The 13,634-nt window shown below is 60.9% G+C and carries 13 protein-coding genes and 1 pseudogene; 7 read left to right on the forward strand and 7 right to left on the reverse strand.

The genetic code is table 11. The annotated features are described in order from the left end of the window. Positions 1-89: 89 nt before the first annotated feature. Together BUA38_RS26025 and BUA38_RS26030 are read right to left on the reverse strand one after the other, a co-directional pair. Positions 90-848 carry a VOC family protein gene (locus BUA38_RS26025; RefSeq protein ID WP_072822439.1) on the reverse strand — a complete coding sequence of 253 codons (759 nt, stop codon included), beginning with the start codon at positions 846-848 and terminating at the stop codon, positions 90-92. A 30-nt stretch (positions 849-878) separates the two neighbouring features. Further along, on the reverse strand, positions 879-1,448 hold the full coding sequence (locus BUA38_RS26030; protein ID WP_172806094.1) for a TetR/AcrR family transcriptional regulator: 570 nt from the start codon (positions 1,446-1,448) through the stop codon (positions 879-881). Positions 1,449-1,573: 125 nt separating this feature from the next. On the opposite strand from BUA38_RS26030, the gene BUA38_RS26035 reads away from it, so the two are divergent. Continuing rightward, on the forward strand, positions 1,574-1,963 hold the full coding sequence (locus BUA38_RS26035) for a DoxX family protein (protein WP_156898726.1): 390 nt from the start codon (positions 1,574-1,576) through the stop codon (positions 1,961-1,963). Positions 1,964-1,985: 22 nt separating this feature from the next. On the opposite strand, the gene BUA38_RS26040 is transcribed toward BUA38_RS26035, so the two are convergent. Together BUA38_RS26040 and BUA38_RS26045 are read right to left on the reverse strand one after the other, a co-directional pair. Continuing rightward, complete coding sequence (locus tag BUA38_RS26040; protein WP_156898727.1) at positions 1,986-2,402, reverse strand: cupin domain-containing protein; 417 nt, start codon at positions 2,400-2,402, stop codon at positions 1,986-1,988. A gap of 55 nt (positions 2,403-2,457) precedes the next feature. Next, positions 2,458-3,552 (reverse strand): peptidyl-alpha-hydroxyglycine alpha-amidating lyase family protein, encoded by a 1,095-nt coding sequence (locus tag BUA38_RS26045; protein WP_244553051.1) that lies wholly within the window; start codon positions 3,550-3,552, stop codon positions 2,458-2,460. A gap of 445 nt (positions 3,553-3,997) precedes the next feature. On the opposite strand from BUA38_RS26045, the gene BUA38_RS26050 reads away from it, so the two are divergent. Beyond that, positions 3,998-5,635, forward strand: coding sequence for an alkaline phosphatase family protein (locus BUA38_RS26050; protein ID WP_072822444.1), 1,638 nt, complete (start codon positions 3,998-4,000; stop codon positions 5,633-5,635). Between the two features lie 97 nt (positions 5,636-5,732). On the opposite strand, the gene BUA38_RS26055 is transcribed toward BUA38_RS26050, so the two are convergent. Beyond that, positions 5,733-6,119 carry a septal ring lytic transglycosylase RlpA family protein gene (locus BUA38_RS26055; RefSeq protein ID WP_072826443.1) on the reverse strand — a complete coding sequence of 129 codons (387 nt, stop codon included), beginning with the start codon at positions 6,117-6,119 and terminating at the stop codon, positions 5,733-5,735. A gap of 360 nt (positions 6,120-6,479) precedes the next feature. Here BUA38_RS26055 and BUA38_RS26060 point away from each other — a divergent pair, with 360 nt between their 5' ends. The 5 genes and pseudogenes from BUA38_RS26060 (at position 6,480) to BUA38_RS26080 (ending at position 10,081) form a co-directional block, all read left to right on the forward strand. Then, entirely contained in the window at positions 6,480-6,662 is a 183-nt protein-coding gene (locus BUA38_RS26060; protein WP_244553052.1) for a hypothetical protein, read from the forward strand. A 141-nt stretch (positions 6,663-6,803) separates the two neighbouring features. Further along, positions 6,804-7,559 carry a hypothetical protein gene (locus BUA38_RS26065; RefSeq protein ID WP_072822447.1) on the forward strand — a complete coding sequence of 252 codons (756 nt, stop codon included), beginning with the start codon at positions 6,804-6,806 and terminating at the stop codon, positions 7,557-7,559. 489 nt (positions 7,560-8,048) lie between these two features. After that, positions 8,049-8,249 (forward strand): annotated as a pseudogene (locus tag BUA38_RS38835) (tetratricopeptide repeat protein); the annotation flags it as partial. A gap of 18 nt (positions 8,250-8,267) precedes the next feature. After that, positions 8,268-8,819, forward strand: a complete 552-nt coding sequence (locus tag BUA38_RS38640; RefSeq protein ID WP_072822451.1) for a tetratricopeptide repeat protein — start codon at positions 8,268-8,270, stop codon at positions 8,817-8,819. Between the two features lie 230 nt (positions 8,820-9,049). Continuing rightward, positions 9,050-10,081, forward strand: a complete 1,032-nt coding sequence (locus BUA38_RS26080) for an IS110 family transposase (RefSeq protein WP_072819215.1) — start codon at positions 9,050-9,052, stop codon at positions 10,079-10,081. 318 nt (positions 10,082-10,399) lie between these two features. Here BUA38_RS26080 and BUA38_RS26085 read toward each other — a convergent pair whose 3' ends face one another. Beyond that, the gene (locus BUA38_RS26085; RefSeq protein ID WP_072822453.1) at positions 10,400-11,308 is read right to left on the reverse strand and encodes an MBL fold metallo-hydrolase; all 909 of its coding nucleotides are present in this window, start codon (positions 11,306-11,308) and stop codon (positions 10,400-10,402) included. Positions 11,309-11,394: 86 nt separating this feature from the next. Beyond that, the gene (locus BUA38_RS26090; protein ID WP_072822455.1) at positions 11,395-13,473 is read right to left on the reverse strand and encodes a putative bifunctional diguanylate cyclase/phosphodiesterase; all 2,079 of its coding nucleotides are present in this window, start codon (positions 13,471-13,473) and stop codon (positions 11,395-11,397) included. Positions 13,474-13,634 lie beyond the last annotated feature (161 nt).

A 13,634-nucleotide genomic window follows, 5' to 3' on the forward strand; every position in this document is an offset into this window, starting at 1 on the left:
ATTTGTTTCCGGCGACGCGCCGGCGCAACTGGTACAGGTCGGCGAGGGAATTACTTCAGCGCCGAAGGCTGACATCGGATCGAACGTGATTATCCCTTGTTCGGACCAGAGATAGCGAAGGCTGCGCCCTGCGGATCGCGCGCCTGTACGATCCAGCTGCCACCCGGCACCTCCATCGGGCCGTTCAGGATGATGGCGCCGCTGTCTGTGATCCGCTTGGCGGCCGCCTTGATGTCGTCGACGGTGATGTAAAACAGCCATGCGGGCGGCTCGCCCGGTAGGTTCATCATGCCGCCGGCATGGACGCCGTTGATGTTGAACGTCTGGTAGGTTCCGCCGCCGCCCATGTCGACGGCAATCGCCTTCTCCCAGCCAAATAGGCCGGAGTAGAACGACCAGCCTGCTTGCCAGTCGCTCGTATAGAGTTCGTGCCAGCCGACCGCGCCCGGCGTTTCGGGCGAAAGATCCGCGGGCGGTTCGCCGGAGCCCTTGAAGATCATGAACATCGCGCCTTGCGGATCGGCGCACACCGCGAAGCGGCCAACCTCGGGGATGTCGTCCGGGCCATAATGCACCGCTCCACCGGCACCTTTCACGCGCACGGCCATGGCATCGACGTCGTTGACGTTGATGTAGCCGCGCCAGCTCGGACTCTGACCCTGCATTTCGGGCAATATCGGCATGAGCCCGCCGACACCGCGCCCGCCGACGTTGGCGATGCGGTAGTCCATGCCGGGCATGTCCATCGGCACGATCGACCAGGCTGCGGTGGCATGCTCGTAGAAGCGCTGCGCGGCGTCCAGCTCGGTGGTAGCCAGTTCATACCAAACGAAATCACCCTGCTTCATAGGCTTCTCCTTATGAGGGCATCGGCATTTTCATGTCATCAGTGTTTTGATGAGCGTCGTAGCGAGCCAGCTTTCGTATTCGTCGGATGACCAGCCACGCTCCAGCACGAGCATCCGATAGACGTCACGGCCCGTATACATCCACAAAATGTCGCGGACGCGACCAAGGCCGAGACGGCGGGCAGCCGGCACAAACTTGACCAATCGCCTGGCACGCGCCTCCTGGATCTTAAAGCGCACCGCCTCCAGCTCTGCTTCGATTGCCTTCAGATCAGACGACAACACCGAGACGCCGCGCATGAGACCGATCTCATCGCGCTCCCCATCCAGAATGACCCGCGAGATCGAGGCTGTAATTCGCAGAACCTCCCCGGGTTCCGTGGCTTTCTCCGCCCGCTGGGCAATTTCGGCATAGCGCGGATTGAAGAAGGCGCGCTCGACGACGGCTTTCAGAATGCCGGTTTTTGACTGGAACAGCGCATAGAGGGTCGGCGTTGAAACGCCCGCATCGGATGCAATTTCGCCGAGCGTGACCTGGTCCACGCCACGCGCGGTGAAAAGCTCCTTTGCGACGTCAAGGATACGCTGACGCGTGACCAAGGCGCGCTCGGCGCGAAGGCTCGTGTCGTAGCGCCTTCGGGAAGCCGGCTTGCCAGTCATATTGATTATAGTATGCTATATTTAATTTAGTGGCAAGGCTCCGCGCTTGGCGCGGGAAGACGGGGATGGAGATGAAAATTCATTGGATACGTTATCTGGGCGCCGGATTAAGCGCTCTCGTCATACTTTTCCTGGCGCTGGACGCCGGCATGAAGATTATCGGTGCGGCCGCTTCGGTCACGGCGACCGGCCAGTTGGGTTTCCGGCCTGATCTGGTCCCGATCCTCGGCTGGATACTGGCCATCGCGACAGTCTTGTACGCGGTACCCAAGACGAGTTCGTTGGGTGCGGTATTGCTGACCGGATATCTCGGTGGTGCAGTTGCCGTGCAGTTCCAGCACGGCGCGCCCCTTGCTACACACGTGCTGTTCGGAGTGTATCTCGGCACTCTCGCCTGGAGCGGACTATGGCTACGCTCCGAAGGTCTGCAAGCGGTCTTGCCTGTGAGTAGATGAGCGAAGCAACTTCGCTTCGGGACTATTTCGGCTCGATGCGCGTGACCCCGGAAGGTCCGTTGCCGCCGACGACCTGGAAGACGACCTCACCGTCTTTGGCAAAAACAAAATGGGGTTGCCTGACCGGTTCGGTCCAGATGCTTCCCGTCGGAAGCGCCTTCATGGCGCTCTCGTCGAACACTTCGCCGAAGCCGACATACAGCGTGCCGGACAGCACGGTGACGATACGCTCATCGGGATGAAAATGGGGCTGAACCTTGTGGTTGGCCGGAAAGCGGACGCGGTAGGCGTACATGCCGGGCTTTTTTTCGTCGCCGACGAGGTACGCCCGTCGAACTCCCGCCGGATCGCCTTCCCATTTGACGTCGTCCACCGCCAGGCGTGTGGCCGCAAGCGGCTCGGCTCGCGCGGGCGAGCCGCAAACGGCCAGCGCGAGCAAGATACATCCCGCCACGGGTACGATATTTGCCTTCATGTTTAGCCCCTAACCCTATTCAGTGAAGGATCAGCTTCTGCACCCGCCAATTGGCCGTTTCAGCGGCATAGATCAGATTTTCCGACGGGCAGGCGAGCGCATGCGCGCCTGAGAATTCCTTCAGCTCGCGTCCGGATTTGCCGATCACGCCCAGCACCTTGCCGTCGAGCGCGACCTTGAAGATGCGGCCCGGATAGGTCGATTCACCGACGAACATCACCTGCTTCGGTCCTGGCGTGATGCAGATCGAATTGGGCTGTCCGATCACTTGCGCCAGGCGCTCGCCGGTCGGCGTGTTGCCGTAGACGGCGCGCGTGGCCGCATCCGGCGGCACCGTGATCGAGAACATCCTCAAGAACTTGCCTTCGGTGTCGAACACCTGGATGCGGTGGTTGGAGCGGTCGCCGACATAAACATTGTCGTCGTTGTCGATGGCGATCGCGTGCGGCAGATGAAACTGGCCCGGCCCGGTGCCCGGCTCACCCCATGATTTCACCCATTGGCCGTGCGCGTCGAATTTGGCGACCCGCGAATTGATATAGCCGTCGCTGATGTAGATGTTGCCTTTGGAGTCCCAGGCGACGTCGGTCGGCTCGCGGAACATGCCGTCGATCGGCGGCAGCGGCGGATTGACGTGCTCCCAAGGCTGGGCGTTGTCGGCGGATTCCTTGCGGCGGCCGAACACCCACTGCACGCGGCCGGCCGGATTGAACTTCACGACCATGTCCGAGCCCTTGTCGATGGCCCAGATATTGTCGTCCTTGTCGATGCGCACGCTGTGGGCAAAGGCCCAGGCGTAGAGGCCCTTGCCGATCTCGCGGATGAATTCGCCCTCGGCGGTGAATTCGAGAAGCTGCGCCGCGGTCGGCCCATAGGCCGGACCACTGGCGCTGTTCGAACGCGTGAACACGAAGACGTGGCCCTTGGAGTTCACCGCCACGCCTGGCACCTCGCCGAAATTCATGCCGTCCAGCAGCTTCGGGAAATCCGCCACCGACTCGAAGGCAATCTGCGGGACGCCTTCCTGCGCCAGACCCGGTTGGAGAAGAAACGGCGTTGCCAGCAGCACCAAACCTGCGGTCAGTACCGAGCCAGCTGATATCAGCGCTTTCACGGAAAACTCCTCCCTGTTTATTTTTCGTTTTTCGATCGGCTTGGATTTTAGCCTAACACGATAGCCGCCCGCGAAAACGACGGTCGCTCTGCGTCCGTTGCAGACCTCACCACCTGATGCAGGCGAGCCTGTTTTCCTGTCGCGCGCGTAGAAAGCCGGTGATGCCGATTGCCGAGTCTTCCCGAAGAATAGCCACCGGTAACGGGTTATCCGGTCGTGCGAAATCGGATTGCGAGATGTCAAATTGCGCAATTTTGAAAGGCGCATCTGGCGAAATTCGACGGACGTCGCGCTATTCGATCGATCCCTCGATTGCCGCTTTACCCCATGAATGGTCATTGAAGTCGCAAGAAAGCGTCATCGCAGCGTCAACCGGCCGCGAATAGATTGCCGCAGCCTCAGTGAAGGCAATTCTCATCTTTGAATCAAGGAGAGGGGCGGACTCATGCGTGGTTTTCGTAATTGTTTCCTGTCAACGGCCGCGATCGCGGCGGCAATGCTCGCCGTCGGTGTTGCGGTTGCGCGTGCCGATGACGACGATGGGCGTTCTCACCGGCATGGTCACAAGCATGTGCTGCTAATCAGCGTCGACGGCATGCACGCGATCGATTTGCAGCGCTGGATCGAAAGCCACCCCGGCGGCAACTTCGCCAAGCTTGCCGACCACGGCGTCGTCTATCCCAACGCCCTGACCACCGCACCGTCGGACAGCTATCCCGGCATGCTGGCGCTGGTTACCGGCGGCACGGCGAAGACCGGCGGCCTGTTCTATGACGACAGCTACGACCGCACCGCCTATCCCTCCAAGTCCTTCTACACCAGCCAGAATCTTCCCGATCCGGGTTGCGTGGGTCCGGCCGGAACCGAGATCACCAACTTTGAGGCGCTCGACAAGAGCCTAGCCGACTTCCACGGCGGCGGCATCGTCGGTCAGGTCTATACGCAGCTCGATCCCGACAACATGCAGCGCAGGCTGGTCAACGGCGTATGCAAGCCGACCTTTCCTCACGAGTACGTCCGCACCAACACGGTCTTCGAAGTCATCAAGGCGGCAGGAAAACACACCGTCTGGTCCGACAAGCACCCGGCCTACGAAGACCTCGCGGGTCCGTCGGGCACCGGTCTCGACGAACTCTTTGCGCCGGAGATCAATGCGCAGGATACGCTCGACGCTGGCGCCAAGCCCGGCGACGACTACACCACGAGCTTCATTGGCGTGCGCACCTACGACACGCTGAAAGTGAACGCGGTGCTGAACTGGATCGATGGCAATAACGGCGCGGGAACCCAGCAGCAGACCGTGCCTGCGATCTTCGGCATGAACTTCCAGGCGGTCAGCGTCGGCCAGAAGCTCGCCAAGGCGGGCAACGCCGATAGCGACAAGTCGCTTGTTGGCGGCTATGCCGACGCCGTGGGGACACCCGGTAATGCGCTTACGCTGCAACTCCAGTTCGTGGATGACTCGCTCGGCAAATTCATCAACGAACTCAAGAAGCAGAATATCTACGACGAAACGCTGATCATCGTCAGCGCCAAGCATGGCCAGTCGCCGATCAACGTCAAGGATCGTGTCGCGATCTCCGACGCGCTCTACGCCAACACGCCCGGCTTCGGCACGCACGGCTTCGAGATCTGCGACGACACGGCGTATGTCTGGCTGTCACCGGAATTGCAACAGGCGACCAACCCCGCGACCGGCCATCCCTACTATGCCGACGCCAAGGCCTACATCGAGGCCCACGCGGCTCAGCTGCATATTACCAAGCTGCTCGACCGCGACGAACTGGCCCGGATCTACGAGGATCCGTTCCACAACAGCCGCGTGCCGGACTTCGTCGCGCTCACCGAGCATGGCGTCATCTGCACCGGCGGAAGCAAGCTCTCCGAACACGGCGGCTGGTCCAAGGACGATCGCAACGTGGCGCTGGTGATGTCCTCGCCGCGCATCAAGCACGCCAGGATCGTCGACGACGTCACCTTCACCACTCAGGTCGCGCCGACGATCCTCGACGCGCTCGGCCTCGACCCGCGCAGCCTTCAGTCGGTTCGCGAAGAAGGCACTCAGTCCCTGATGCGCGACTAAGGCCGCGGGGTCATCGCAGCGTCGACCCTTACAACCGAGAAAAACTGTCCCGCCGTGCGGCTCGCGCGGCGGGACAGTCGTTTTCAGCCGGCTCAACTTAGTTCATGCACACCCACTGCGTGCCGTGCATGCCGATCGCGCGGGCCGCGCCGTGAGCCAGATCGAGCGTAACCCCGTGCGTAAACGGTCCGCGGTCGTTGATGACCACCGTCACGGACCTCCCGTTATCGGGATTGGTAACCGTTACCTGCGATCCGAAAGGCAGCGTTCGGTGCGCGGCCGTATATCCTCCGCTATTGAAGGCCTGACCGCTCGCGGTTCGCCGTCCCGAGAAATAGTAAGTCGCGACCACATGCTGCCCGGAACAGGCGCCATGAGGTTTGGAGTGGGCGAAGAACCAGGCGAAACCTCGACTATGGGCCTGCGCTGACGATGCGATGAACAGCACTGCCGCCAAGCCAACGATGCGAAACGACGAACGCATGGTCGCCTCCTTATTCATGAACTAATCACGTCCGATGCAAACGCGAACACGCAAAGGACGACGATGGGATAAAGCCGGCAAACATTCCGGCGTTTTGAAGCGGCTGCAAAACCCGGACAACCCAAAACCGAGATTATGGCTACCAGTGCGGCGAGTTCCAGTTGTTCCAGATTTAACCTTTGGCGGCGGTATCAATCTTAACGCGAACATTGCGTTGCTACTCCCGGGCGCATGCTTACGATTGGCTTAGCCGGAAATTGCGGCCGGCAAACGTGGCATTGCGAGGTCGCTACGCGAACATATTCCGCGCGGCGGCCTCCGTTTTTGTTGGCATGATTTTGAATTATGCGGCCTTCTTCTTTGGACGAATTCAGAGGCTTCGATAACGAGCCCCGGCCTTCCTGGTCGGCGGTCTGGCACATCTGGACGATTACGATCCCGCGCCGCTCGATCAACGGATCGCTGGTCTGGGGCAGGGTATGGCGACGGCACGACGGCCGGTCCTGGATCTACAAGACCATTAGCGAAGCCGAGCAGCACTGATCGCTCTGATCGGCGCTCCGGCGAAAATTGCCCGGATTCTCTGCCCAGATAAATTCCCGAGGTTGCCGGATTGGGGTCGCATTGCGACCTAGGTCGAGTTTGAAGGTCACCGCTGGGTGGGGGCGCAACACCGGAGTTTCCATGTCCGGCCATTGGCGCTTTTTCGTAACGACTTCTCTCCTCTTCGCAGGTCTTTCGACCTTGCCTGCGTTTTCGAACCCCTTGACCGACTTGTTCAACGTCGCCCCGAAAGAGGCCGCCGCGCCAGCTCCTGTCCAAGAGGCGTGTGTGCCGCAACCGGGCAAACCAGTGGCCGGCAAGCACTGGGTCTATCGCGTCGATGGCCACCGGAAATGCTGGTTTCAGGCCGATGAAGCGACCGTTTCCGTGAGAAGGCAGATCCAACTTCACGCCGCGAAGCGGTCTGCCATCGTCGCCGGAGAAAATGAGGCCGCACCGCGGAAAAGGGAAGTTCTGGATGCAAGGGCTCAACTGCTGAGCGCGGCCCCGACAGGCGGGCCGCAGGCGACAGCGCCCGCGCCGCAAACGATAGATACAGCTTCCGTGCCTGCCAGTGAGGCGACGCCGCCGGTGCGCGAAGCGCCTACCGCCGCTTGGCCCACAACCGATCAGGTCACGCCAGACCGCGCGACGCGACCCTCGGTCGATGTGGAGACGCTTTTAGCCGCATCGACGCTTGACCAGGACACGCCTGCCTCCTCGATGCCTCCGCCAACACCGGACGCGCCTTCCGTCGCGAGCCTGGACGACTGGGGATTGATGGCAGCTCGCGTGGGGATGTTGCTCATCGTGCTGGGTTTCGCCTTCTTGTTTGGATCGCTGTTGGTCAGTCGATTCTTGGAGACGCCGATTCGTCCAGGGCTGCCGGATCTGTAATCGGTCATCCGGCGAACTTCATGTCCGTTGCGGGCTGCGTCCGTTGCATCCCCGAAGGCGGACATTGAATCGGACATGGCCTATGTCCAGTTTGGGCCCATAAGCGGACTTTTGCATGGCCCTTGTCGATTCTCTCGTTTGAGTTGTATTCTGGCAAGCACAGACGTCAATTGTGGGAAAGCAATGACCACCCGCGCAAGTCGGTCTCTGTTAATTTGCGCGATCCGCGCCATGGCACTGGTCAGTGTCGTACTGTTCCTCATCCTACCCGCAAGGGCTCAGCAATCCCAAAACTGGGACTGGTGTAACGATCGCGGTGGTAGCGCGTTGTCGTTGGATCGGCGGATTAGTGCGTGCTCCGCCATCATCGAATCAATTAGTGAGACACCCGAAGAGTTGGCTCGTGCTTATGGTAACCGCGGCGTTGCCTACCAAAACAAAGAAGACAACGACCGCGCAGCGCACGACTAGGAAGAATCGGTCCGCCTCGACCCAAGCAGCGCCTCGGGTCACCGCATTCGCGGCAACGCATACAGGCTCAAAAAAGACTATGATCATGCAATCGCCGAATTCAATGAAGCTATCAGCCTCGCCCCCAACGATGCACGTCCTCTCAGCAATCTCGGCGTAGTTTACCTTGAGAAGAAGGACTATAAGCGAGCAGAGGCCTACTTTTCGGAGGTTATACGGCTTGATCCGGCCTTCGCCGTGGCTTTGTATGGTCGGGGGCGCGCGTATCTCGCCGAACAGGACTCGCCAAATGCCATCGCCGATTTTAACGAAGCGGTCCGTTTGGAACCGAATTTCGTACAAGCGTACGCTGACCGGGGCTTGGCCTACGCTAAAAGAAAGCAATATGAAAGCGCGATAGACAACTACACCGAAGCGCTGTCGATGGAGCCGCCCGAGCGGCTCGCAGCATCAACCTTCAGCAATCGCTGTTGGGCGCGCTTCGTAGTTGGCCGCGATCCACAAGACACACTCGGCGATTGTACGAAAGCGATAAGTCTGAGGCCGGGCGACGCTTGGGCGCTCAATACCCGCGGGTTCACTTATCTCAAGCTTGGCGAGACCAGCCGCTCGATTGCGGACTTCGACGCTGCGGTGGCCCTTGACTCCAAGATGGCCATTTCCTGGTATGGACGCGGCCTGGCAAAACGTAAAGCCGGCGACGAACAGGCTGGCGACAAGGATATCGATATGGCGAAGATGATGCAGCCCGACATCGTAGAGGGAGCCGCTATCTACGACGTGCACTGATGCGAGAGTGGCGATCACAAGCGGGTATCAGCTGGATTTATTGCGTGTCGGCTTCGGGTCATTCGCCGAACTTGATCTTGAACACGGCGATGTCCGCTGCACCCCTGAAAGATGGGGTTATCGGCCGGCCCAGCTTGTGGATAGCTGAAGATTTTGGGTGCTGCGCTTCAGGCTGATGGTGAAACGAGGTCCGTGGTAACGGCCTCAAGCATCAGAAGGAGAAGCGCAGCATGGACCATTTTGCTGGATTGGACGTATCGGTCAAGGAGACAAGTGTCTGCATTGTGGATGACACGGGCAGGATCGCGAAGGAATTAAGGGTAGCAAGCGAGCCAGACGCTCTGCTGCGGGTTCTGGGGAACCCGGCCTACCGTTTCAAGCGGATCGGATTGGAGGCTGGGCCGCTGTCGCAATGGCTTTTCGGTGCGCTTGCCGAAGCAGGCTTGCCTGTCATCTGTGTCGAGACGCGGCACATGCGGGCGGTTCTGAAGGCGCAGATCAACAAGACGGATCGCAACGATGCGCGCGGTATGGCCCAGATGATGCGGGCGGGGCTTTATCGCCCGGTGCATGTGAAGACGCTACGCAGTCAGAAACTGCGAGTGCTGCTGACCCATCGCAAACTGCTGCAGTCCAAGGCCATCGCCGTCGATAACGACCTGCGAGGGACTTTGCGCAACTTCGGCCTCAAGGTGGGCGTGGTAGGAACGGTGAAGTTCGAGGCGCGCATCAAGGAGCTTGTCGAAAGCTTCCCGGATCTTGCTGAGTTAGTCGAACCGCTGCTGATTGTCCGGCGGACGCTTCGTGAGCAGATCGGCATTCTTCATCGTCGCTTGCTGGCTATCGTTCGGAATGATGATGTGTGCCGGCGCCTGATGACCATCCCGGGTGTTGGTCCCGTTGTGGCGCTGACCTATCGCGCGACTGTCGACGTGCCCGCCCGCTTCCGAAACTCCAAGGCGGTCGGGGCGGTGTTTGGGCTCACGCCTTCCAGGTATCAATCTGGCGAGATTGACCGACCCGGCGCCATATCAAGGTGCGGTGACGAGATGATGCGGGCAATGCTCTACGAAGCGGCTCATATCATGCTGGTGCGTTTGGCAAAGTGGTCCTGGCTCAAGGCCTGGGCCATGAAGATCGCCAGGCACCGCGGGATGAAGAAGGCGATCGTGGCGCTGGCGCGCCGGTTGGCGGTGATCATGCACCGCATCTGGGTTGACGGTACCGAGTTCCGATGGAGCCGGGAAGTTACAGCGGCGTGAGGACTAGCAGGATTAAACGCGATAGGAGGACACTCGAGCTCCACCGAGCGGTGGAATGATGTCCCTCACGGGACGATGGATGAGGTGAGTTCGTATGTCCGCTTGGACCCACTGTCTGTAAGACGGCAAGGCCGCCCCAAAGATTGTTCCGCCTCGTCTTCGAATCCCATACTGGAAGGGCCTTGGTGCCGATTCCGAAGAGAAGCACGAGCCCGTGGGCGACACCAACACCGCAAACATGGATAGTCTGAAAGTGCTTGACCCCTAACGGCCGATTAGAGAAGCAGACATCGCTAAATGATGAGCCCAGAGTAAGTGTCACTCGAACCCATCGCCGAGCACGCCTTGCTCGATATAGGCGCGGCGCTGTTCCTCGTCGTGGCTGATCACGATCGACAGGTTGTTCTCGCTGCGGGACAGGCCGTTGAGCCAGTCGAGTTCGGCCGTCATCAGCTCGGCGGGCTCCTTGATCCACGGCGCATCCTTCGGCCGGTTCAGGCGCACCGCGTCCATGTGCCAGGCGACATCGCCGGCCAGCAACAACTCCTTGCCCGATTGCAGCGTCACATAGACCATCTGCGAGCCCGGCGTGTGACCGGGCGCCTTGATCAGCACGGTGCCCGGCGCGAACGCCATATATCTGTTGTAGTCGATGATCTGAAGCCGTGACGTCACATCTGTCGTCGGCTTCAGTTCGGGAATCTGCGGCGCGTTGAGCAGCGTGTCGAGCTGCGCGCGCGTCAGGACGGCTTTTGGCGCCAGCTCGGCGAAGTGGCCGCTGCGGATGAGGCCGCCGACATGGTCGCCATGCTCATGGGTGACGATGATCGCCTTCGCCTTTTGTAAGGCTTTCTCGACGCGCGCCTGCGCTTCCGGGAAATAAGGCTCTTCGACGCCGCGGCCGAAGAAGCGATGGGTATCAAGGTCCATGCCGGTATCGACCATGACCGTGCCGTCGGCATAGACGATCTGGTATGCGGTGCGCGCCTGCACGCTGGGTTCGGCCGGCAGTCCCTTGACCGCGAAATTCTTCGTGCGCCGGCTTTCGGCGACCTTGATCACGTTGACGCGTAAGGGTCGCGGGCCCGGAATCATGCCGGCCATCTGGCGGACCTCGGTGAGGTCGGCGTGCCACGCTGGCGTGGCATCGGCAGCGAACGCCGTCTGCATGGCAAATACCGCGCATACTGCAAAAAGCCACGACGACGCGTTCAACAGTTTGCGCATGTTCGAAAGGTTTCCTGATGGCGGTCATGCTGGGGGGACCAGCAAGTCCCACCAAAGCATATCGTGCCGCCCGGAATCCAGATCGATTACGCCGCGACCGTCGCGGCTTCGTGCCCGGCGTCAGGGGCGTCGTCGCGTTCGAAATGCGCGGCCGCCGCAATCGCGCCGGGCAATGCCGTCACCGCCACGGGCCTCGCGAACAGAAAGCCCTGGCCCTTGGCGCAGCCTTCGCGCGCCAGGAAGTCCCATTGCGCTTCGGTCTCGATGCCTTCGGCCAGAACCGGCATGCGCAGGCTTTCGCCGAGCGCAAGCACGGTGCGGACGATCGCCGCCGCCGCCGCGTCGTTGGGCAGGCGTTTGACGAAGGTCTGGTCGAGCTTGATCTTGTCGAACGGGAAGGCGTGCAGCGTCGCCAGTGACGAGTAGCCGGTGCCGAAGTCGTCCATCGCCACCGAAATGCCCATGGCCTTCAGCTTGCGCAGGATGTGCAGCCCGCGGCTCTGGTCCGACATGATGGTCGATTCCGTGACCTCGACCTCAAGACGTTCCGGCGAAAGACCGGTCTCGATCAGGATGCCGTGGATCATCTCGGCGAGGTCGTCGCGGCCGAACTGGATCGGCGAGAGGTTGACGGCGATGTTGCCGGGAATCTTGCCTTCGGCGGCATCGCGACAGGCGGCGCGCAGCGCCCATTCGCCCATGTCGATGATCGCCTCGGTCTCTTCGGCGAGCGGAATGAATTCCGCCGGCGAAACCATGCCGAGTTTCGGGTGCTTCCATCGCATCAAGGCTTCGGCGCCGCAGATCCTGCCGTTGTTGAGCGACATCTGAAGCTGATAGTTCAGGAAGAGCTCCTGACGCTGCGCGGCATGCTCGAGATCGCGGGCGAGCGCGCGGCGCTTGCGGGCGCTGTCGTCCATTTCGCGGCTGTAGGCACAGATCGAGCCGCCCTGGCCGGTCTTGCCACGATACATCGCGAGCTTGGCATTGCTCAGGAGCTGGTCGCGCTCGGGCGTATCCGTCGGGAAAATCGAGTAGCCGATCGAGGCGGTCAGATTGACCGGATAGCCCTGGACCGTGAACGGGCTCGCGAAGGCCTTCGAGATGCGCATCGCAAAGGCATGGGCGTCCTGCGGGTGATTGGGCGATGTCTTGAGCGCCAGGAATTCATCGCCGCTCTGGCGCGCCAGGAATTCGCTGGATGAGAGCTGCTTGCGCATGCGCTCTGCAACGTCGATCAGCAGCAGATCGCCGGCACCGTGGCCATAGAGGTCGTTGATGTCCTTGAAGCCGTCGAGGTCGATCGAGAAGGCGGCAAGCTTTTGCGCCTTTTCGTGGGCCTCGGCGCTGTCGAACGCGAGACGTTCGTTGAAGGCGATGCGGTTCGGCAATCCCGTCATGGTGTCGTTGAACGACAATTGGTGAATGCGGTCGGCCGATTCCGTCCGCACGCGCTGATCGATGATGTAGGTCGAAAATCCGTTGCCCATGACCAGAAGCACCGCACCGACCACGGCGACGCTAAGGAAATGCGCAGGCAACAGGCCGGGGGGCAAGGTGATGGACGCATCCGGCACGACGGTGGCGGCGGCCACCAGCGAGTAATGCATCGCGCAGATCATGACGGCGAACGAGATCGCGGCGCCATGGCGGCACCAGCGGGTCACCGGGCGATTGGCGCGGTTGACGGCAACGATGCTTAAGCCCAGGCCAAGCACGACCGTCAGCGCCGCGCCCGAGAGGTTGAGGTCGAAACTGCCTTCGATATTCCAGCCCGCCAGCGCGACGGCATGCATGGCAAGAACGCCGACGCCCATGACGAGGCCGCCAATTTCCGGCGCGAGGGGAAAATGCCGGCTGCCGATCTCAAAAGCGATGAGGCAGGCTGTGATCGCAATCGCAAGAACCAGGCCGGTTGCGACCGGTTCGAAGGCGCTGACCATCAAAGGGTCGAGCGCCAGAATTGAAATAAAGGTCGAGGCCCACAACGCAACTCCGGTGCCGACGGAGGCCATGAACAGCCAGCCATGGCGGGTCGGGCCTTCGGTGGCGCGGGCGCGCGCGAAGTGGCGCATGCCGATCCAGGTGCCGAACAGGCATACGGCGCCTGCGATCAGGACCAGGACTTGATGATAGGCAAAGGCGTGAGCAGTGGTGTGGAGCATGACGGTTTTCCCTGGCCGGTACCCTAGGGCGGCTGGGTTAACTGGCGAAGGGTTTGCGTAGGGAATGGCGCGCACTTTGCGAAATAGCGTTGAAACTTTGTAAGAAACACCGACGGAACTCCGGTGTTGTTTCTGATAATCGCTTCAGGTGCGGGTCACTC

Source organism: Bradyrhizobium erythrophlei (assembly GCF_900142985.1).
Classification (GTDB): domain Bacteria; phylum Pseudomonadota; class Alphaproteobacteria; order Rhizobiales; family Xanthobacteraceae; genus Bradyrhizobium; species Bradyrhizobium erythrophlei_B.

What these genes read in the sequence shown, in the direction of transcription:
- BUA38_RS26085 (WP_072822453.1), bottom strand. Translation starts at nt 11,308, where the DNA reads ATGCGCAAACTGTTGAACGCGTCGTCGTGGCTTTTTGCAGTATGCGCG.
- BUA38_RS26035 (WP_156898726.1), top strand. Translation starts at nt 1,574, where the DNA reads ATGGAGATGAAAATTCATTGGATACGTTATCTGGGCGCCGGATTAAGC.
- BUA38_RS26080 (WP_072819215.1), top strand. Translation starts at nt 9,050, where the DNA reads ATGGACCATTTTGCTGGATTGGACGTATCGGTCAAGGAGACAAGTGTC.
- BUA38_RS26090 (WP_072822455.1), bottom strand. Translation starts at nt 13,473, where the DNA reads ATGCTCCACACCACTGCTCACGCCTTTGCCTATCATCAAGTCCTGGTC.
- BUA38_RS26065 (WP_072822447.1), top strand. Translation starts at nt 6,804, where the DNA reads ATGTCCGGCCATTGGCGCTTTTTCGTAACGACTTCTCTCCTCTTCGCA.
- BUA38_RS26055 (WP_072826443.1), bottom strand. Translation starts at nt 6,119, where the DNA reads ATGCGTTCGTCGTTTCGCATCGTTGGCTTGGCGGCAGTGCTGTTCATC.
- BUA38_RS26050 (WP_072822444.1), top strand. Translation starts at nt 3,998, where the DNA reads ATGCGTGGTTTTCGTAATTGTTTCCTGTCAACGGCCGCGATCGCGGCG.
- BUA38_RS26025 (WP_072822439.1), bottom strand. Translation starts at nt 848, where the DNA reads ATGAAGCAGGGTGATTTCGTTTGGTATGAACTGGCTACCACCGAGCTG.